Annotated in this window: 18 protein-coding genes; 1 reads left to right on the top strand and 17 read right to left on the bottom strand. The window is 52.2% G+C overall.

From position 1 onward, the window contains the following. Positions 1-126: 126 nt before the first annotated feature. From AB4876_RS17300 to AB4876_RS17285, 4 genes are all read right to left on the bottom strand, one after another. A complete protein-coding gene (locus tag AB4876_RS17300; protein WP_368382991.1) occupies positions 127-552 on the bottom strand; it encodes a YibL family ribosome-associated protein in 426 nt (141 codons plus the stop codon). A 141-nt stretch (positions 553-693) separates the two neighbouring features. Beyond that, a complete protein-coding gene (locus AB4876_RS17295; protein ID WP_368382990.1) occupies positions 694-1,497 on the bottom strand; it encodes a hypothetical protein in 804 nt (267 codons plus the stop codon). 168 nt (positions 1,498-1,665) lie between these two features. After that, positions 1,666-4,791 (bottom strand): efflux RND transporter permease subunit, encoded by a 3,126-nt coding sequence (locus AB4876_RS17290; RefSeq protein WP_368382989.1) that lies wholly within the window; start codon positions 4,789-4,791, stop codon positions 1,666-1,668. 6 nt (positions 4,792-4,797) lie between these two features. Beyond that, positions 4,798-5,871, bottom strand: coding sequence for an efflux RND transporter periplasmic adaptor subunit (locus AB4876_RS17285; protein WP_368382988.1), 1,074 nt, complete (start codon positions 5,869-5,871; stop codon positions 4,798-4,800). A gap of 113 nt (positions 5,872-5,984) precedes the next feature. On the opposite strand from AB4876_RS17285, the gene AB4876_RS17280 reads away from it, so the two are divergent. After that, positions 5,985-6,596: a TetR/AcrR family transcriptional regulator gene (locus tag AB4876_RS17280; protein WP_368382987.1), complete on the top strand. Its 612-nt coding sequence runs from the start codon at positions 5,985-5,987 to the stop codon at positions 6,594-6,596. 32 nt (positions 6,597-6,628) lie between these two features. Here AB4876_RS17280 and AB4876_RS17275 read toward each other — a convergent pair whose 3' ends face one another. From AB4876_RS17275 to AB4876_RS17215, 13 genes are all read right to left on the bottom strand, one after another. Continuing rightward, a complete protein-coding gene (locus AB4876_RS17275) occupies positions 6,629-7,204 on the bottom strand; it encodes a mechanosensitive ion channel family protein (protein ID WP_368382986.1) in 576 nt (191 codons plus the stop codon). A 12-nt stretch (positions 7,205-7,216) separates the two neighbouring features. Continuing rightward, positions 7,217-9,223, bottom strand: a complete 2,007-nt coding sequence (locus AB4876_RS17270; protein ID WP_368382985.1) for a transglutaminase TgpA family protein — start codon at positions 9,221-9,223, stop codon at positions 7,217-7,219. Next, positions 9,220-10,176, bottom strand: a complete 957-nt coding sequence (locus AB4876_RS17265; protein WP_368382984.1) for a DUF58 domain-containing protein — start codon at positions 10,174-10,176, stop codon at positions 9,220-9,222. Before AB4876_RS17265 ends, AB4876_RS17270 begins: the two co-directional genes overlap by 4 nt. A gap of 2 nt (positions 10,177-10,178) precedes the next feature. Then, positions 10,179-11,108, bottom strand: a complete 930-nt coding sequence (locus AB4876_RS17260; protein ID WP_368382983.1) for an AAA family ATPase — start codon at positions 11,106-11,108, stop codon at positions 10,179-10,181. Beyond that, entirely contained in the window at positions 11,098-12,309 is a 1,212-nt protein-coding gene (locus tag AB4876_RS17255; protein WP_368382982.1) for an O-succinylhomoserine sulfhydrylase, read from the bottom strand. Before AB4876_RS17255 ends, AB4876_RS17260 begins: the two co-directional genes overlap by 11 nt. A gap of 29 nt (positions 12,310-12,338) precedes the next feature. Next, entirely contained in the window at positions 12,339-13,859 is a 1,521-nt protein-coding gene (gene purF / locus AB4876_RS17250; RefSeq protein ID WP_368382981.1) for an amidophosphoribosyltransferase, read from the bottom strand. Positions 13,860-13,897: 38 nt separating this feature from the next. Next, positions 13,898-14,422, bottom strand: coding sequence for a CvpA family protein (locus AB4876_RS17245; RefSeq protein ID WP_368382980.1), 525 nt, complete (start codon positions 14,420-14,422; stop codon positions 13,898-13,900). Positions 14,423-14,508: 86 nt separating this feature from the next. Continuing rightward, positions 14,509-15,156, bottom strand: coding sequence for an SPOR domain-containing protein (locus AB4876_RS17240; protein WP_368382979.1), 648 nt, complete (start codon positions 15,154-15,156; stop codon positions 14,509-14,511). After that, complete coding sequence (gene folC / locus AB4876_RS17235) at positions 15,153-16,463, bottom strand: bifunctional tetrahydrofolate synthase/dihydrofolate synthase (RefSeq protein ID WP_368382978.1); 1,311 nt, start codon at positions 16,461-16,463, stop codon at positions 15,153-15,155. The genes AB4876_RS17240 and folC overlap by 4 nt, the downstream gene beginning before the upstream one ends. A 14-nt stretch (positions 16,464-16,477) precedes the next feature. Beyond that, a complete protein-coding gene (gene accD / locus AB4876_RS17230) occupies positions 16,478-17,347 on the bottom strand; it encodes an acetyl-CoA carboxylase, carboxyltransferase subunit beta (protein ID WP_368382977.1) in 870 nt (289 codons plus the stop codon). 184 nt (positions 17,348-17,531) lie between these two features. Continuing rightward, entirely contained in the window at positions 17,532-18,341 is an 810-nt protein-coding gene (trpA, locus tag AB4876_RS17225) for a tryptophan synthase subunit alpha (protein ID WP_368382976.1), read from the bottom strand. A 12-nt stretch (positions 18,342-18,353) separates the two neighbouring features. Continuing rightward, positions 18,354-19,577 (bottom strand): tryptophan synthase subunit beta, encoded by a 1,224-nt coding sequence (gene trpB, locus AB4876_RS17220; protein WP_368382975.1) that lies wholly within the window; start codon positions 19,575-19,577, stop codon positions 18,354-18,356. Next, entirely contained in the window at positions 19,578-20,213 is a 636-nt protein-coding gene (locus tag AB4876_RS17215) for a phosphoribosylanthranilate isomerase (protein WP_368382974.1), read from the bottom strand. Positions 20,214-20,226: the final 13 nt, after the last annotated feature.

The following is a 20,226-nucleotide window of genomic DNA, read 5'->3' as shown; positions in this document are numbered from 1 at the left end:
CACCTTGCATCGCCTTAAATACGATAGCAGGTGTATTATTATCGCCATATCGCCAGGCGGAGGTAATCCCCCTGTATCAAAAGGCCTCGTCCAAAGCGATTATTTAGGAGTGAGAGCGCATAGAAATTAAAACTTCGCTGGCGCGTAGCCAGTCACTGCGCTAATCCCCATTTCGCGGCCTAGCGCGGTAAGCGGATGCACTACCACCAAACCTCTGACCGTCTTTTTAAATTTCCCCATATCCGCCTGCTCGGCTTTAGTCAAAGCTCGGTGAAAGCCCAATTCTTTTAAAGCGTCGGCCTTACTGCTGTTTTGTGCAGTTTGCATGCCTTTGATGCTCGCAATTTTCCGATTGAGGGTGCTCAACTCTTTCTTGAAATGCAGGACCGACTTTTGATCGTCACGCAGCTTGGCAGTTTCTAATTTGCGACGAAACAAATCAATTTTATTGTTAATTTGCTGAATATCTTGGTTCAAATTCATGGTGTCAATTTCTCTAAGGGTTTGCAAACACGGCAGACCGTGGCCCCAGCCAGCTTCATAGGCAGGCATATTGCGCGGCAGTATACCAACAACTAGCAAGCAAGATTCACAAAGCTGCCGCGCTTAGTAATATTACCCATTCCAAAACGCTTACCCACAAACCAAAAAACCACCCCGAAGGGTGGTAAAAAGAGGCCTAAATTCGAAAAATTAACCGTTTACAGTAGCACCTAATTCGCCGGTGGCTCGCGTTTTCGCAAGCGCAGTGGCTTCGTCTGGCAAAAATGAGGCAGCAGCGCGAATTAACAGCAATGCCGAACCAAGGCTTAGCAAGGTAGCAATGGTAACCAGCAATGTTGAAGGCTGATCTAAGTGCAGGGCAATAATTACAAAAGATCCCGCACCGAAGTTCGCCAAATAGAATGTGCAAGGGAATACTAAAAATAGCCCCAGCAAGCCCATAGGCCCGCTAACCCGCTTGCGCAGCTCTGCCGCAGCAACGCTGAAACAAATTACTTGAGCTGCCTCTAACACGCCAATTACTAAAGGGTAATTGAAGATGCGGAATACGTGGGGGCCCCAATATTCATAAGCGCCGCCGTTAATACCAATCATTTCAAAAGTGCAAGACATTGCCAGCTCAATTAATGCCCAGCCATAAAGTGCTTTTTTGGTTAGGGTGCCTGCGTGGATTTGCTGACAAATATAAATTGCTGCACTCGCGTACAAAACCACATAACCACTGTGGGTCCAAAGAGGCTGGGGAATATTAAACGCCGAAAAATGCGTCCAAATACCAGGTACGTAAAACAGCAGCATCAAGCCTTCGTCATACAAAGGCTCAGCAAAAGCGCCAACCATTGCAGCCAAAATTATCAACACATAAAAAGGCGTGCGCTCTTTCGCGCTCATGCGCAGTGCCAGCACCAAAAATACCAAGGTCAATGCCCAACTACCGTAAGTCAGGATAGCCTGCATCGTTAAATTTAGGGGGTGATCATAGGGTGCTGTCATAGCTTCTACCTTCTTTTTATATTACACAGCAGGCGCTAATGGCCTGACACAATAAAAACATCAATGAATAGGCATAGCGCCATCAAACCGAAAGTTATTGTGTCACAGGTCAATAAGCTATGCAAGGCCAGGCTTTGCCAAAGAAAGAATAGTGACGAGATCGCGACCCTAGCGGGCCGCGTTGGAAGACTCTACCGGCGCAGGGATTTCAAGCCCGCCCTCTGCTAAGGCGCTTTGCCCGCTCTTGGGTAGGTATTTGAGAACATAGGGTTTACGGAGCACTAAAAAGGCGGCTGGCACAAAAAACAGCGACAAGATCGTGGTCAACACGGTCCCGCCGGCCAGCACAATGGCAAACGGCGGCCAAAACCCGCCTCCTGCCAGAATAAGAGGAATTAGGCCGGCTACCGTAGTAATGGTGGTCGAGCTGATATGCTTGGTACAGGTGGCCACGGTTTCAACGATTTCCGCCCTATTGCCAGCCATTGCCAGCGGCGAGGCTTTGAGTTCGGTTAAGATCACAATAGCCGCGTTAACTGCCAAGCCCATTAACCCCATAAGGCCAATAATGGCCGTAAATCCAAAGGGGAATTGGCCTAGCCACAGGCTTAACATACCCATACCTGCCGACTGTATCGCCACTGCAAATACCAGCGCGGTCAAACGGAAGGAATCAAAAGCCATGAGTACCGTAACCAGCAGCAGTACCGCGATAATACCCACACTACCTAAGAGCTTGCCTACTGCATTATTGCGCTCCTCAGCCTCGCCACCAATTTCTAAGGTATAGCCATCGGGAACCTGAAAGTCCTCAGCAGCCAATTTAGCCTTAATTCGCTCTAAAACCACAGCGGGCAACACGCCATTAGCCACAAAAACGCCCACGCTATTCATACGCTGGCCATCGCGCCGTGATATTCGCGCCTGCGCCGGCCGCAGATTAACGTCAGCTAGGGCAGATAGCGGCCTAGGCCCTGTTGGCAGTGCCAACGGGAAAGACATCAGTTTATCTACACTCACCTGTTTCACGTCAGCACCCGACACCCGCACAGGGATTTGCTGGGTGCGATCAAGTAGGCTGCTGCTAAGTACGCCATCGACACTGGCCGCTAGTAACTGCGATAAATCTTTAAGGCCAACTTTGCTGCGCTGGGCCTCACTTTCGTCAACGTCTATCCAGATTTTTGGCACAACCTCACCAAGGGAGTCCTGTACCTGAATAACATCTTCAGTTTCTAAAGCGATGCGCCGCAAATGATCGCCCATTGCTTTCAACTGGCTTAAATTACTGCCATATAAGCGCAGCTCTACCGGCGCATTAGATGGCGGCCCCTGCGCCAAACGCTGAATCACTATTTGGTAATTTGGAAAAGCTGCATCCAACTCTTCCTGCAACTCACCGACAAGGCGATTGGCAGCACTAAAGTCGACCATGGTAATCATGGCTTGTGCGTAATTAGACGAGCCATCGCGACTGTCTTTTAAGTTGTAGTAAAACGAGGGGCCATTTCTACCCACAAACCAATTGAGGGCCAAAACTTCAGGGTGTTTATTTATAATTTCGCTAAGCCGCTCCGTCGCCTCTCTCGTCTCGTGAATACTGCTACCCGCGGGTAAAAAGAATTCAAAATTAATCATGTCGCGATCGGAGGGCGGAAAAAATTGTTCTGGTAAAGTTTTAATCGCCATAAACCCACACAGCGGTAGAATGGCTGACAGTAAAATAACCCGTCGCGGCCGCTCTAGAATCCATGCCAATACCGACCGAAATTTCTGATCCAATCTGGGATGCGCAATACCGCGCCCCTGATCTTTCGCCAGCCAGCGGCCAGCAATAGGCGCAATAATAAACAGCGAAATTATCCATGAGCCAACCAGAGAAAAGATCACCGCCCTAGGTAGTGGCCCAATAAACTCCCCCGCCGGCCCTGGCATCAATACAATCGGCATAAAGGTTAAAATGGTGGTTAACGTTGACCCCAACAAGGGTACCCAGAGATGCCTCAAGGCTTTGGTGGCAGCCGCGATTGAGGAATAGCCCTGACGCCGATTACGCATCACAATATCGACAACCACAATGGCATTATCAACCATAATTCCCAGCGCCACGATCAAACCAGTAACCGACATTTGGTGAATAGGCAAGTCGAAAAAACGCATGCACGCCAGCGAAAACAGCATGGTCAATGGCAGTGACACCGCAACAATCACCGCAGATCGCCAACCCAAGGTGTAAAGCAGAATCAAAAATATAAAGATAAAGCCCAGAAAAATATTAGAAACGAGGTCGCCAAGGCGCACATCGTTATAGCGCTCCTGCACAAATAATTCCTGCACGCCAATCTCGGCGGGCAAGGTTTTGGCAAAGGCAGCGACCTCGGCCTGCAAGGCGGTCGTCCAATGATCACCACGCCGGTCTGGCAACATGCGCGAAGCCACCGCCACGCCGCGCTCACCGTCAATAATTGCAAAGTCCGACGGCGAGTCGGGCTCACCGCGATAGATTTTGGCAATATCCTGTAGCTGCAGAGAACCGCCACTTGCCAGTGTGAGCAATGGCGTACGGCGAATGCGCTCCAGCTCGTCAAAGCCACCTTCCAGCTCCAGAGATAAACGCTGGCGGCCGTTATTTAACTCCCCCGCAGCGGTTTTAGCATCACTATTATTTAACAGTGCAGCTATTTGCGGCACATCCAGACCAACCGCGGCCGCTTTAACAACATCAACCTTAACCTGCACCTCCTCACGTGGTGCACCGTAAATTGACACCAAGTCAGTGCCCGACAAGCTGCGCAGTCGGCTGGCTAATTCTTGGGCATAGCGGCCTAAACGCAATTCGTCGCCCTCACCTTCGCCTTTCCAAACCAGCGCACCAATCCACGTAAAGGCGTGACCGCGCTCAGAATCGACCACTGGCGCCCCTGCGCCACTTGGCAACAGGTGTCTCGCCTGTTCAATTTTGTCGCGAATATCAGCCCACAGTATGACGTTTTCTTTGCCGTACACTTCGTCACTAAGCTGCACCACAATCACCGATACCCCACTGCTAGAGTGCGAGGTGACGTGAACAACTTCGGGAACGCGACGAATCACATTTTCCAACGGCTCCGAAATTAAGGTTTCCACCCGCTCAGCACTAGCACCGGCAAAAGTGGTTACAACCAGCGCATGACGATTCGTCATATGCGGATCTTCGGTTCTAGGTAAGCTGGCAATAGCTGCAAGTCCCGCAACCACAATTAAGACGAAGGCCAGAGCCACCATGCGCGGGTTATTGAGTAGCTTTTGATTCATCACTGTTTACTCCTGCGCCAGGCTAACATGCAAGCCGGGAGCAAGGCGGTGAATGCCGCCGCTAACAACGCGATCACCACTCTGTAACTCTGCGCTCAGATAAACCTGACCATCAAACTGATACACCGGCTGCACCGAGCGCTTTTGGAGTTGGTAGCTATCCTCTATTTCTGGGTTGGGAACAAGCTGATAAACCGCCCATGTACCACGTACATCTTCAAGCAGAGCCTGTAAAGGCAACCAAAAGCCCGCTACCGGGCGACTTTCTGGCAGCTCTAGATACGCGGTATTGCCGTCTACCGCGGGCGCTTGCACTGGCAGCGATACGCGCACCGTGCGGGTCTGAGTGCGCCAATCAAGGTTTTGGGAAACCGCAATCAAACTACTTTGCCACTCGCCAAAATCGCCAAATACGGTAAGCGCCTGGCCGATCACCAGGTTGCGACCAAGCTGGTCAGAGATGCCAAAAACCGCCTCATTACTATTGGTTTGCACCACCTGCATGAGCGCTTGACCAGGCGCAACCAGTACCCCCGCCTCCAACTGCATAGTGGCAACCTCGCCAGCAAAGGGGGCAATTAACTGAGATTTTTTCAGTTTTAAGGCTACACCCTTAAGCTTGGACTCGACCTGCGCCAATTGCGCGGCAGTGGCTTGGCGATTTGAGCGCAAACTTTCTAGCTGGCCATCCGAAACATAGGCCTTTTCGTGCAGGGCCTGAAAGCGTAACAGATCCTTGTCTATTTGCTGTAATCGGGTATTCACTTCGTGCTGAGCGGCCTCTAGCTCCGTGCGCTCAATATGTAGCGCTCGCAAATCTAAGGTGGCAAGCAGCTGCCCCGCTTCGACATGATCCCCGTCTTCAACATTGACACTGAGCACTTTACCCGCCAACTCAAATCCAATTTCGGCGCGCTGGCTGCCAATAACGCGGCCCGCAAATAAGCGCTTCGCCTCGTAAGTCGGCTGACGCTCAATAACGAGGCTATTCACCACACGCTTTGGCATGTCTGCCAGCGCCCACGCGGGCATTAAAATAGCTAAACTAAACATTGCCGCTAAGGGATAAAAGCGTTTCATGGTCAATATTCTCACCGGATACAGATTGGCACGAATATAGATAAATCAAACTGGACTGTCCAGTCTATTTTGTTTAAGTTAACATAACAAAAAAGCAATGCGAGTTAAGCGACGTGCAAGAAAAACGTGGTAGATCGAAAGATGAAGAAAAACGCGGCCAAATTATTGACGCCGCAGGTGCGCTCTTTGTCGAACACGGCTTTGAAAAAGTCAGCATGGAAGGGATTGCAAAATCCGCAGGGGTTTCCAAACAGACGGTATACAGTCACTTTGGCAATAAGCAGCAATTATTCACTGCCGCCATCGACGCCAAATGCGAGGAGTACGACCTAGTACCAGAAAAGCACGGCGCTGAAATGGATTTTGAAACCTATTTAAACTACTTCTGCACGCACCTTACCTCGCTATTAAGTAGCGATGAGGCCATTGCCATCTTTCGCGTTTGCGTGCGCGAAAGTGGCAACACCGAAGTTGGGGAGTTGTTTTGGGCGGCGGGGCCGGGCAAAATTCGCCAGCGGCTGTACGACTACCTCGGCGAGCAATGTCGCCTCGGTCACTTGCAGATTAACAATATTGAATTCGCAACCAGTCAATTAATTGCAATGATCCACAGCGAGACCCAGTTTCGCAGTTTGCTCTGTCTCACACAGAGCAAATCCCCTGCCGACTTAGAAGCCTATGCTCGCAGCTGCGTGCAGATTTTTTTAAAGGCCTACCGCAGCTGAAAATTCAACATTGCGAATTTGTCGGCAAGGACCTACACCTGATCATCCATTTCCTTTTGCTGGGCCGGCGCCGCGCCTAAATCAATAGCGGGTTTAGAGTTGCCAGGCGGCGGATTTACTACCGCGTACGCAGGCAATTTGATCACCGCTTTTTGCAATATCATGCTGTTTGGGTAGACCACCGTAGTGCCATCATCGCGACGGATTAACACATGAAACAGGGCGATCTCGAGAATACGGCCGGTGATATCATCGTCTTTATCAACCACTTTAATGCGGTCGCCAATACGATAAGGGAAGGCAAAAAAGATAATTACGCCAGCGGTTAAATGACTAAGCATCGACCACTGCGCAATTAAAGCGATGCCCAGCACCGCCAAAAAAGAAGACATAAAAATAAACACTTGGTGGTAGCCAAGGCCGAGAAAAAAACACACCAACACAAAGCCCAGTAGCAACGACCCAAAATTTAAGGTTTTGCGCACATAGCCAACTCGTAGCGCTGAGTGTTGATTCTTCTCGGCAAAATTAATTAGCATGCTATTTAGCATACGGTTTAGGTAAAACATAACCCCGCTAGCAAATAACAATATGAAAAACTTACTCATTGGCGATCTACCCTATTTATCAACTGCTGTGGATTGAACGTCGCGATCGATCCATTTCTTGGGCCGTTGGGCGCGTTTCAATAGTGCTAAATTCTGCTTGTATGCATGGCTGTCACAGGGCAGATAACTGCACTGACTAAACAAATGCGTCTGCGCCACCAACCAGCCGGCCCAACAGGGTTGCTCACGCTGAACCCGCTGGGCAAAATCTGCGGGGGTTTCAGCACTGCGCCGTACAATCCCCCGTTTCGCTAAGGCTCGGCAACTCGCCAAATAATAGCGCGCCGCCAAATCCTCGCTGGCAGACCGCGGCAATCGCAAACTAAAAAATGCCGCCGTGGCCAAGGGTATCCCGCCGGCCATTAATATCAGCAGCATTAAACGCTGTGGGTTTATATCACCCAATACCTTCTCAAGAAAATTGTTTTGGATACCTGAGTCATAATTTAAAACCCAGCGCGCCCACGCATAATTTATATTATCGACAAAATAGCGCATACGCTTAGCCCACTCGTATTTGCGCAGCGACATAGCATCGCCCGCCAAATACCCATCTTTGCCTCGAAACACGGCCTCTGCGCCCAAGCGCACCCGCGACGGTGCCACCGTTGCGGTGGGGTCTACTCGCTGCCAGCCCTGCCCCTCTATATACACCTCAGCCCAGGCGTGGGCGTCGGACTGGTGTACCAGCAAATAACCGTCGCGATCATTAAACTCACCCCCTTGATACCCCACCACAATCCGCGCGGGTACTCCCGCCGCGCGCATCAAAAACACAAAACTACCGGCAAAATGTTCGCAAAAGCCCTGCCGTGTATCAAACAAAAACTCATCAACGTTGTTTTCGCCCAAGCGCGGCGGCGTGAGGGTATACACAAAGGGGTTCTGCTTTAAATATTGCACCGCTGCAGCCACTCGATCTGAGCCGGCAGGCCACTGACGCTGCCACTCCGCCGCCAAGGCCCGAGCGCGAGGATTACTGTCGCCCACCAAGCGTAAATTACTGCGATTAATGGCATCAGCGTCGGGTAAATACTGGGCTAACTGACTGCTCGCGGTGTATTGCAAACGGCCGTTCAAAGGCCGTTTCGTCAGCCACAGATGTTGCTTGTTGTACGCTATATCATCTCGATTCACCACGGCTAGCGGCAAGGCATACAGCCATTTGTGCGCGCTAGGTTCCAAGGTAACAGTGTAATTAAGCAACGGCGATGCTAACGCCGGTGGCGTCGTTTTATTAGACCACAGTGACCAAGAACTACGACTCCAGCGGCGGCCGTCAAACTCGTCCAACACCAAACCCCGCCAGTACAAATCTTGCGGAGCTGGTTTTGCCCCGTCAAAACGCACCCGAAAAGCCAGTGCACCCGATTGACTGAGCTTGGCGATATCGCCAAATTCTAGGGAGTCCGACATACCCGTCACCCCCTCGCCACCTGGCAAAGGCATTGTCCACAAGGGGCCAATACGGGGAAAAATGACAAACAGTATCAACATCAGCGGTAGGGATTGTAGGGCCATCACCGCTACCAGCCTCAACATTGGCTGAGCCTTGGCATTGCTGCGGTGCAGCGACTGCTGGGCCATTAACAGCAGTGCAATTTGGATTAACGCCAATAACAGCGCAGCAATTTGCTGGGAAAATAAAAACCCGCAGGCAAGCACAAAATAGCTGAGCATCAATACCAGCCAGTGATCACGCGCGGTTTTTAACTCCAGTAATTTAAGAATAATCGCCAACACCAAGATGGTAACCATGGCCTCCAGCGAAAACAAAGAAGCAAAAGTGAAGTACACCCCAGCGACAACCATCAATACCAAACCGCTTTTAACTGAGCGCGGCGGATAAGACCAAGCCTTGGTAACAATTCGCCAATACCAAAACGCGACCCCCGCCCACACCGCCACAACCCATACTGGCAAATTGCCTAGCTGAGGTAAAATCGTCACCAGCTGGGCGATTAACAGCCACATTACCGATTGCCGCTCCGCGACAAAATTGATTTTCACCGCACTCATCGATACACCGCCAGCTCGCGCAGAACCTTAGCTAAGTGGGCCGCACCGCAGGCCGCGGACAAACTTCGGTTTGGCAGTTTTAATCCGAATGCCACACCGCGCTTGTCACAATCCAGTGCCCACGCACACAGCGTACTGAGACGATCCTCCACGCCGAGGCCATCAAGGCTATCCCAGGCTAAAAGCAGCTCATCGGCTTGGGACTGCTCGTATTGTTTGGTTAGTAAACCTTGCCCTTTCGCGTAGGCCTTCCAAAAAATCCGGCGCGGCGACTGCCCCGCTTGGTAGCGACTAAACCCACTAAATTCATCGCTGTCGCTGCTGCGGTCGGGAATATTGCCCTCGCCATTATCCGCATCGTTAAAAAGCGGCCGTAAATAGCGCGGCCGCGGGTACACAAGACAGTGCCAATCTAACGACGGTGCGCTCCAGCAGCGCAATATTCCCAGCGGAAAGCGCGAGGCAATTTCCAAGCGCCCGGGCCGCAATGCGCCGCGCTGTTGGGCTGGGTATTGAATGATGAGATTGCTGGCCCCGGTCTCGGCGTCGATATCGCATATTTCTAATTGCTGACCAGGAAAGCCCACATTTAAACGATGACGATCACGCTGCCCCGCGCCCAAATGCAAATGAAAACGCGCCAGCTCGCCAGCAAACACCGGTTCGGCAGCGCCAGCACGTAATACTAGCCCCGCCAGATTTGCGTAGGTGTGGAGAATGGCCACCAAGAAAATACTGAACAGCCAAAAACACAAAGCAAAGATGAGGTTATTTTGATAATTAATCGCCAGCAATAATAGACCTAGCAACATAATTGCAAAGCCCAAGCCAGCACTGGAGGGAATAATAAAAATACGACGTTGATTGAGAGTAATTTCACTGCAGCGCGGGCTGCGCTTGTCTAGCCACTTGTTGAATTGTCGACGAAACAGCGCTCGAATCCGGCTTGTCATCGCTATACCACTACCGGTACCTGCGACATCAGACGCTTAATCAGGTCGGGGCCATCGCCCTGACTGTCGGCCGCTGCGCTAAGTCGGTGCCCCGCCACCGGCTCTAGCACTAGCTGAATATCGTCGGGCAAAACGTAGTCGCGACCCTGTAGCATTGCCCACGCCTTGGCACACTGAATGAGCGCCAGCGCCGCCCGCGTAGACAAACCAAAAGCATAGTGCGAGTCTTGCCGAGTGAAACCAATCAGGCGCTGTACATAAGACAGCACGCTGTCGCGCACTTCAATTTTATCGACGGCGTCTTGCAGGGCAATGATTTTGTCCGCGCTCAAAAGCGGTCGCAACTGGCCTAGCAAGGCACGGGAATCACCACCGGCCAACAAGCGCCGTTCGGAGCGCTCGTCGGGGTAGCCCAGCGAAATCCGCATTAAAAAGCGGTCGAGCTGAGACTCAGGCAATGGAAATGTACCCGACTGAAACAAGGGGTTTTGGGTTGCCATCACAAAATACGGCTTGGGCAGTACACGGGTTTCTCCCTCGATACTGACCTGCTGCTCAGCCATGGCTTCTAATAGCGCACTCTGGGTTTTGGGGCTGGCGCGATTAATTTCATCAACAAGTAAAAACTGAGTAAAAATCGGCCCGGGATGAAAATGAAAGCCATTGCTATTGCGGTCAAATATCGACACCCCGAGAATATCGGCTGGCAACAAATCGCTAGTAAACTGCATGCGCTGATAATCTAGGCCCGTTACCTTAGCAAAGGCGTGGGACAAGGTGGTTTTACCCACCCCTGGTACGTCTTCAATTAGCAGGTGCCCCCGCGCCAGCAAGCAGCACAGCGCCTGCTGAATTTGGCGATCCTTGCCCAGCACCACCCGGCCAATTTCAGCGCCAACCTCGGCGAGAATAGTCAAGCGCTCAGACTGCATCGAGTCCGCGCTGTAAATCAGCGCGTAGGTCGGCGATATCCTCTAAACCTACCGCAACCCGAATGAGGTTATCGCGAATACCCGCCTCTGCGCGCTGCTCTGGCGTGAGACGACCGTGAGTGGTAGTTGCCGGATGCACTATGGTGGTTTTGGCGTCACCAAGATTGGCGGTAATCGACACCAAACGAGTGGCATCGATAAAGCGCCACGCGGCAGCTTTATCACCGCGCACCTCGAAGGACATCACGCCGCCAAAGGCTTTTTGCTGAGCCGCTGCCAGTGCGTGCTGGGGGTGATCTTCTAGGCCAGAGTAATATACTTTGTCGATATTCGGCTGCGCTTGCAGCCACTGCGCCAAGCTCAACGCGCTGGCACTGTGGGCCATCATCCGCAAGCGCAGAGTTTCTAAGCCCTTTAGGAAGACCCATGCATTGAAGGGGCTCATGCTCGGCCCCGCTGTGCGAATAAAGCCCAGCACCTCTTCCATTTGTTCGCGGCGACCAACTACCGCGCCACCAATACAGCGGCCCTGGCCGTCTAGGTATTTAGTCGCCGAATGCACAACGATATCGGCGCCCAAGGCGAGCGGCAGCTGTAAGGCTGGGGTGCAAAAACAGTTATCCACCACCAACCAACAGTTGTGCTCGTGAGCCAGATCGGCCAGGGCGCGAATGTCAGCGACTTCCGACAACGGGTTGGACGGCGTTTCTAAAAACAATAAGCGCGTGTCAGCGCAAATGGCCGCCCGCCATGCTTGCGGGTCAACCAAATCAACAAAGCTGGTGCGAATCCCCAGCTTGCCCAAAAATTTAGTCAGCAACACGGTGGTGGTACCAAACACGCTGCGCGAGCACACAATATGATCGCCAGTTTTGAGCAGGGCCATGCAGGTGCTGAGTATTGCCGCCATACCGGACGAGGTCGCAACCCCCATTTCGGCACCTTCGAGTGCCGCGATACGCTCTTCAAAAGTGCGCACTGTGGGATTGGTGTACCGCGAGTAGACATTACCGGGTTGCTCACCAGAAAACCGCGCAGCCGCTTCAGCCGCCGAGCCAAAAACATAGCTCGAAGTAGTGAAAATAGGCTCTGAGTGCTCTCCTTCCGCGGTGCGTCGCTGGCCGCTACGCACCGCTTGAGTGTCGAGTTCAGCCGCCTGCAATACCGCTACCCGCTGAGCCAAATATTCCTGTTCAGTCATGATGCTAATTCACTCCAGAGCTAGCGCCGTTAGGATACGTCGTTATGTAAACCAATTAAGCCACCGTCACCCGTGGCAGTATTGCGTGTGCTTTGACTATCGTCATTGCGATCCGCCGCCAGCTTGTCTAAATAGGCTTGATCGACATCGCCGGTAACGTAATCGCCGTTAAACACCGAGCATTCAAAATCATTGATTTTGGGATTGCCTTCAGAGGAGCAGCTGACCAAATCGTCTAAGTCTTGATATATAAGCCAGTCGGCGCCAATTTCGAGGCGAATTTCTTCTACCGAGCGACCGTGGGCTATCAGCTCGTCAACCGACGGCATATCTATACCATAGACATTTGGATAGCGCACTGGTGGTGCGGCCGAGGCAAAATACACCTTGCGAGCGCCGGCGTCTCTGGCCATTTCAATAATCTGCTGACAGGTCGTGCCGCGCACAATCGAGTCGTCGACCAACATTACGTTCTTGTCTTTAAATTCCAAGCCAATCGCATTGAGCTTTTGCTTAACCGACTTTTTGCGCGCGCTCTGGCCCGGCATAATAAAGGTTCGGCCAATGTAGCGGTTCTTAACCAAGCCTTCGCGGAATTTCACACCGAGCTTAGCGGCCATCGACTGCGCGGCAATGCGGCTAGAATCAGGAATCGGCACAATTACGTCAATATCGTGATCGGGATGATCACGCAGGATTTTTTCAGCGAGACGCTCACCTTGGCGCAAGCGAGATTTATAAACGGAGATACCGTCCATAATGGAATCTGGCCGCGCAAAATACACATGCTCAAAAATACAGGGACGGTAATCAGCAGCCGCGGCGCATTTGCGCACATGAATTTCGCCGGTGGTTTGAATGTAGACCGCTTCGCCAGGCGCCACATCGGCTATTAGCTTAAAGCCCAGCGCATCTAATGCCACGCTCTCTGAAGCGAGCATATACTCTTTACCGCCCGCAGACTCACGCACTCCATAGACCAATGGACGAATGCCATTGGGGTCGCGAAAGCCGATAACGCCGTAATTAGCGATCATGGCGACCACCGCATAGCCGCCTTTGCAGCGTTCATGAACACCGCTAACCGCCGCAAAAACGTCTTCAGCAGCTGGGACTAGTTTACCGAGTTTCTGTAATTCGTGAGCAAACACATTGAGCAGTACTTCAGAGTCGGAATCGGTGTTTAGGTGGCGTAGATCCGACTGAAATAGCTCTTGGGATAATTCCGCGGCATTGGTCAGATTGCCGTTGTGGGCTAGGCTGATACCGTAGGGCGAATTAACGTAAAAAGGCTGTGCCAAAGCTGGGCTGGAGCTGCCCGCAGTGGGGTAGCGCACGTGGCCAATACCTATATGGCCCGTTAAACGCTGCATATGGCGAGTGTGAAACACATCCTTCACTAGGCCGTTGTCTTTGCGTTGATTCAGCTTGCCATCAGCGAAAGTCACAATACCGGCGGCATCCTGGCCTCGGTGCTGCAATACCGTTAAGGCATCATATAAATCTTGGTTTACGTTGGACTTGGCGACTATGCCTGCAATGCCACACATGCAGTACTACCTCAATTAGGGTGAAGATCAATGCTGTTTTAAACTGGATTATTCGACAATAGCGCCGAGGCCCAGTTAACAACATCGTTAAAGCTCTGCTCTGACCAGTCCTTCATCAACAGAAACTCGGGTATCAGCTGTGAATCCGTCCACCACTGATCGTTTTCAATACCCGTTAATAGCGACGGGAGTAACACTAATCCAGCCAGCACCACGATCAAGCCGCGGGCCGTACCAAAAATCATGCCCAACAGGCGATCTGTACCACTTAAACCGGTGCGTTTTACCACCATGGCAATTAAATGGGTAAGCAAGCTGCCCAACACCAGAGTGAAGGCAAAAAGTAGGACATACGCCAATATTTCGCGCAAATAGACTTTATCAACTAGATTTTCGAGCAAGGCAACCGCTTGCACATGAAAGGCGACCGTGACAAAAAAGGCCATGGCCCACGACAGCAGCGACAGGGCTTCTTTGACAAAACCACGAATTAAACTAATTAGTGCCGACATGGTGACTATGCCAATAATGGCCCAGTCAACCCAAACAAACGTGCTTAGCACCCTAAACAGCTCCCATGGAATTTAGAGACGCGAATTCTAACAAGCCCGCGGCCCCAGCCCAAGTAAGATTTCACTTGGGACCTTAATTAGGGTTCAAACCGGTTGACGATCGACTTCACATTGAAGCGCTTATTAATGGCCTGCTGCTGGGAAATTGCCTTGTCTTCACTCAACACCGGCCCCACCAACACTCGGTGCAGGCGCTTAGAATCCCGCTGAATGGAATCAATAAAGGTTTTATAGCCCGCGCTTTGCAGTGATTTTTTCAAGGCCTGCGCATTATCGCTATTGCCGAACACCCCAACTTGCACCACCCAGCCCCGCGGCAAACCATGCTCATCGAGCCCAGGCTTCTGTGGCGCTGCCGAGGGTGCGACCGGCTTAGACGTGCTGGCCGGCTTTACAGTCGTAGGCTTTGCAGTTGATGGCGCGGCGCTTGAAGGCTTTGCGTTATCTACCCCAGACTCAGGCGGTGGCAGCACCATTTTAGAGGCCGCAGCAGCTTCGTCATCAACCTTGGCAATCGGTTGGGGAGGCACCAACACCGTATCTGCCGGCAGAATACCCTCGGGCTTTTCTGGCCCCACGTCGACCAAGGGTTCAATTTGCGGCGCGGCGGGGATTTGGCTGTGGCGATCAAGTTTAGAGTTGGCTGGCCCGGTAAACAGTAGCGACCACAAAATCACCCCGCCACACAGCAGCACCAGCGCACCAATTAAACGTTGTCTCATCATAAGGAGTTCTCACAGTTAACTGTCTGCGTCGCGTTTGATTCCACCAATGCTGACAAAACGTCCATCCCCTCTGCCACCGTAAAAAATGAACCAAACACCACCAAACGATCTCCTGGCTGCAATAGCGACATAGCCCGTTGCACACTACTTGCCACACTGCCGCTAATCTCAATATTAACAAGCTGCTGGCTGCGTAACTGCGCCGCGACATCAACAGCTCGTGCCGCGCGAGGGTTATCGTGCAGGGTGGCTAATAACCAGCTTTCAAAACAGCCCTGCAAAATAGCGCTCATCTCGGCAATTGCCTTGTCGGCCATCACCGCAAAAACACATATTGTCTTGCCCGCCACTGGCAAGCCTTGCAAGTGTTCCCGCAGTGTAACAACTGCGGCGGGGTTATGCGCGACATCAAGCACAATATCAACACCAGCAATATCAATATGCTGACAGCGCCCTTGCACTGAAGCCTGCAGCAAGCCCCGCTGAATAGCTTGTTCCGACACCGTCAAAGACATACACGCCAAAGCTTGCAACACGGTTGCCGCATTGTCGATTAGGAGCGTGGGCAGTGGCAACGCTGCATATGCAATGGATTCACCCCGCGCGCCCTGCCCCTCCCAGTCCCAGCTTGAGGCCATTTTGCTAAAACTAAAGTCCCGATTTCGACAGAGTAATTTAGCCTCAATTTCACGACCGTAATCCAGCAGCGATTGGGGAGGATCAATATCGCCGATGACTGCCGCGTGGCCAGCACGGAAAATACCCGCTTTTTCGCGTCCTACCGTCTCGCGGTCACTACCTAGCCAAGCTTCGTGATCGAGTGCTATTGAGCTGACGATAGCAACGTCGGCATCAATAATATTCACCGCATCTAAACGCCCGCCCAGACCAACTTCGAGCACCACTACATCAAGCTTTGCGCGCTGAAACAGCCAGAGTGCCGCCAGAGTGCCAAATTCAAAGTATGTTAGTGAGGTCGCTTCCCGCGCGCGATCGACTGCCGCAAATGCAGCGAGCAACTCTTCGTCGCTAACAGCGCGACCGTCGATGCCAATCCGTTCATGATAGTGTATGAGGTGCGGCGAGGTATAAGTGCCAACGCGGTAGCCAGCGGCGGCCAAAATAGACGACGCCAGTGCTACGCAACTACCCTTGCCATTGGTACCGGCAACACTGAGCACCGGCATAGTGAGCTCTATGCCTAGGGTTTTCGCCACATGTGCAGTGCGCTCCAAGCCCATGTCTATTGCACGGGGGTGTTGGGTTTCCATCCACCCCAACCAATCATCGACCTGTGTAAAGCGCATTGCTCAGGCGGAGCCTAGTGTTGGTAATGAGTTAAATTAGACAGCAGACGCGCAAGGGTGTCGCGCATATCGGCGCGGCGCACAATCATGTCAATTGCACCGTGGGCCAATAAAAACTCGCTGCGCTGAAAGCCCGGCGGTAATTTCTGGCGAATCGTTTGCTCAATAATATTTGGTCCCGCAAAACCGGCACGCGCCCCCGGCTCGGCAACATTGATATCACCGAGTAGCGCCAAGCTGGCCGATACCCCGCCGTAAATTGGATCGGTCATCACCGACACATAAGGTACGCTGTTTTGTTTCATGCGCTCTAACACCGCGCTGGTCTTGGCCATTTGCATCAAGGAGATAAGAGCTTCCTGCATGCGGGCACCACCGGAGGCTGAGAAGCAAATAAGCGGGCAGCCTTCTTTCATTGCAACATTGGCGGCTTGAGTGAATTTTTCGCCCACGGCCGAACCCATAGAGCCGCCGTGGAAGTTAAATTCAAAAGCCACAACGACTACGGGCAGGTCTTTAACCTTGCCTTTAAAGGCAATTAGCGCGTCTTTTTCGCCGGTGGATTTCTGCGCGGCGCTCAAACGATCGCGATACTTCTTTTTGTCTTTAAATTTGAGACGGTCAACCGGCTCGATATGCGAGAGAATTTCCTCGCGACCAGCCTCATCGAGAAACAGCGCTATGCGCCGCCGAGCGCCAATGCGCATATGGTGGTCGCACTTTGGACACACATCCATATTGCTTTCGAGTTCGGGACGGTAGAGAACCGCCTCGCACTTAACACATTTTTTCCACAAGCCCTCTGGTACCACGCCCTTGGCGCTGCGCCCTTCGGACTCTACCCGTCGCACTCCCGAAGGAAGAATTTTATCAACCCAGCTCATAATCCATTCCTGTAAGTTATCTCAATCTATCTGCGCTTGTGCCGGCTTCTGCGAGCAGTCTACAAGCGCCAATTATTTGGTTTTGCGGCTATCTAGCAGCTATATGGTGGTCGCTACTTTAGCGTATTCAGCGCAAAAATGGCACGATATGATTCACAGCCCCAGCCTGCCAGCCGCTGCATAGCTATGCGTCTATCGCCCCACGTATCTCACCAATCAAGCCCGCTACCGATTGCAGCCACTCATTTTCCGGCAAGCCTTGGTCGGCACTCACCATTCCCTCGATCAACGCACTGCCAACAACCACACCTGCACACAGCGGCGCGAGAGCAGCCGCGGAAGCACCGTCTTTAATACCGAAACCAACAGTAACCGGTAAATCGGTGTGGGCTTTAATTTTTGCCAGCAATTCGCTGACCGCACCAACATCCAAATTACCCGCACCGGTTACGCCTTTTAGCGCTACGCAATACAAATAACCAGTGGCAAGGGCAGCAATTTTCTCAATCCGCTCATCATCAGTGGTCGGCGCAAGCAGGAAGATATTATCAATACCAGCCGTTTTTAAAATGAGACTTAGCTCCTCAGCCTCTTCCGGCGGCATGTCTACCGTCAACAACCCGTCGACCCCAGCCGCTGCCGCGCGCTCGGCAAATACCGAATAACCCATGCGCTCCACAGGGTTGGCGTAGCCCATTAAGACCACTGCAGTTTTGCTGTCGGTTTGACGAAACTCAGCGACCATTGCAATAGCCATAGTCAAGGTAACTTTGTGAGCTAGGGCGCGCTCGTGAGCCAACTGTATAACCGGCCCCTCGGCCATGGGGTCTGAAAATGGAATACCCAGCTCGATGATATCGGCACCTTGGCGCACTAACTCATGCATCAACGCCACGGTAACACCCGGCCGCGGATCACCTGCAACAATATATGGCACCAGCGCTTTACGCCCTGCGGCTTCTAAGCTTGTAAATAAAGCAGTTAAACGACTCAAAGTACTTCCCCGTTATTCAATGCCAATGCCGTCGAGTGTTGCGACGGTATGTATGTCTTTATCACCACGGCCAGACAAATTCACCACAATGCTCTGATCTGGACTCATGGTCTTTGCTAACTTTTCGGCGTAGGCGACAGCGTGTGCGGACTCCAGTGCGGGCATGATTCCCTCAACCAAGGTTAGCTTGCGGAACGCCGCCAAGGCTTCATTATCGTTGATCGCCACGTAGTTCACGCGCCCCATGTCTTTCAACCATGAATGCTCAGGGCCAACACCAGGGTAATCCAAACCGGCAGAAACCGAGTGGGTTTCTATAATTTGCCCCGCCTCATCCTGCATCAGGTAGGTGCGATTACCATGCAAAATACCTGGAATACCGTCGTTTAAGGGCGCGGCGTGCTCACCGGTTTCAACGCCGTGACCACCGGCCTCAACACCGTACATCGCCACGCCTTCATCATTCAAAAAGGGGTGAAATAAACCAATTGCATTTGACCCACCACCTACGCAAGCCACCAGCGCATCAGGCAGACGCCCATTTTGCGCCAAACACTGTTCCCGCGCTTCGCGACCAATCACCGATTGAAAGTCGCGAACCAACATTGGGTAAGGGTGCGGGCCAGCGGCGGTGCCAATGATGTAAAACGTATCGTCAACATTGGTTACCCAGTAACGCATCGCTTCGTTCATCGCATCTTTCAGGGTCCGCGAACCGGATTTAACCGAGATAACCTCAGCTCCCAATAATTTCATACGGTAAACGTTCAAGGCCTGACGGCGAATATCGTCCTCACCCATAAAAACCTTGCAGCTCATACCCAAACGAGCCGCCACTGTGGCAGATGCGACGCCGTGCTGACCTGCGCCAGTCTCGGCAATCACATGTTTTTTACCCATATACTTAGCCAGTAGTGCTTGGCCAATCGTATTGTTAACCTTGTGGGCGCCAGTGTGATTGAGGTCTTCGCGCTTTAAGAAAATTTGCGCGCCGCCGACTTCTTCAGACCAACGCTTAGCGTAATAAAGTGGCGAAGGGCGGCCAACATAATGAGCGAGATCGTGATCGAACTCCGCTTGGAATTCAGGATCTTTGCGCAAGCGCTCATAGCCTGCGGAAAGTTCGTCGAGCGCGTGTATCAAGGTTTCAGAAACAAAGCGCCCACCGTAGGGACCAAAATGGCCTTTTGCATCTGGAAACTGACTAAAATCTGGTGTTTTTACCTTACTACTCACTCAATCCTCCCGTCGGTCAGCGGCGCTGACCGCTTCAATAAATCGTGTTATGGCATCGGCACATTTAATACCCGGCGCACTTTCGACCCCGCCACTAACATCCAGTGCATAGGGCTGGCAGGCCGCGATTGCGGCTCCAGCATTATTTGGACGCAAACCGCCCGCCAATACGAGGGGCAAAGATAGATCACTAGGGATACGTTCCCAGTCAAAGACCTCCCCGGTGCCGCCGGGCACACCCGCCTTATAACTGTCTAGTAAAACGGCGCTTGCACTGCTATACGCCGCCAATTGAGCTGTTAGATCAATATCCTCGCGCATGCGCAAGGCTTTCATATACGGCTTAGCAAACGACTCACAATATAGTGGCGTTTCATCACCGTGAAATTGCAGTAAATCTAGGCTGCATATCGCCAAAACCTCGCGCACATAATCAGCGTTGGCGTTAACGAATAACCCTACTTTGGTGACGAACGGCGGCAAGCTGGCAATAATTAGCGCCGCCTGCGCCGCAGTAAGCGCCCGAGGACTTTTGGCAAAAAAGACAAAGCCCAAGGCATCCGCGCCCGCACTAATCGCAGCCGCGGCATCTTCAGCACGGGTTATTCCACAGATTTTTACGCGGGTACGGGACACTCGGATGTACAAC

Origin of the sequence: Zhongshania guokunii (genome assembly GCF_040892635.1) — a bacterium.
Lineage (GTDB): Bacteria > Pseudomonadota > Gammaproteobacteria > Pseudomonadales > Spongiibacteraceae > Spongiibacter > Spongiibacter guokunii.
Note: the sequence above shows the minus strand (reverse complement) of the source record. Positions and strands in the feature narration are given on the sequence as shown.

Excerpts from the sequence above, each read along its gene's own strand:
- AB4876_RS17300 (WP_368382991.1), bottom strand. The coding sequence starts at position 552 with ATGCCTGCCTATGAAGCTGGCTGGGGCCACGGTCTGCCGTGTTTGCAA.
- AB4876_RS17295 (WP_368382990.1), bottom strand. The coding sequence starts at position 1,497 with ATGACAGCACCCTATGATCACCCCCTAAATTTAACGATGCAGGCTATC.
- AB4876_RS17290 (WP_368382989.1), bottom strand. The coding sequence starts at position 4,791 with ATGAATCAAAAGCTACTCAATAACCCGCGCATGGTGGCTCTGGCCTTC.
- AB4876_RS17285 (WP_368382988.1), bottom strand. The coding sequence starts at position 5,871 with ATGAAACGCTTTTATCCCTTAGCGGCAATGTTTAGTTTAGCTATTTTA.
- AB4876_RS17275 (WP_368382986.1), bottom strand. The coding sequence starts at position 7,204 with ATGAGTAAGTTTTTCATATTGTTATTTGCTAGCGGGGTTATGTTTTAC.
- AB4876_RS17270 (WP_368382985.1), bottom strand. The coding sequence starts at position 9,223 with ATGAGTGCGGTGAAAATCAATTTTGTCGCGGAGCGGCAATCGGTAATG.
- AB4876_RS17265 (WP_368382984.1), bottom strand. The coding sequence starts at position 10,176 with ATGACAAGCCGGATTCGAGCGCTGTTTCGTCGACAATTCAACAAGTGG.
- AB4876_RS17260 (WP_368382983.1), bottom strand. The coding sequence starts at position 11,108 with ATGCAGTCTGAGCGCTTGACTATTCTCGCCGAGGTTGGCGCTGAAATT.
- AB4876_RS17255 (WP_368382982.1), bottom strand. The coding sequence starts at position 12,309 with ATGACTGAACAGGAATATTTGGCTCAGCGGGTAGCGGTATTGCAGGCG.
- purF (WP_368382981.1), bottom strand. The coding sequence starts at position 13,859 with ATGTGTGGCATTGCAGGCATAGTCGCCAAGTCCAACGTAAACCAAGAT.
- AB4876_RS17240 (WP_368382979.1), bottom strand. The coding sequence starts at position 15,156 with ATGATGAGACAACGTTTAATTGGTGCGCTGGTGCTGCTGTGTGGCGGG.
- folC (WP_368382978.1), bottom strand. The coding sequence starts at position 16,463 with ATGCGCTTTACACAGGTCGATGATTGGTTGGGGTGGATGGAAACCCAA.
- accD (WP_368382977.1), bottom strand. The coding sequence starts at position 17,347 with ATGAGCTGGGTTGATAAAATTCTTCCTTCGGGAGTGCGACGGGTAGAG.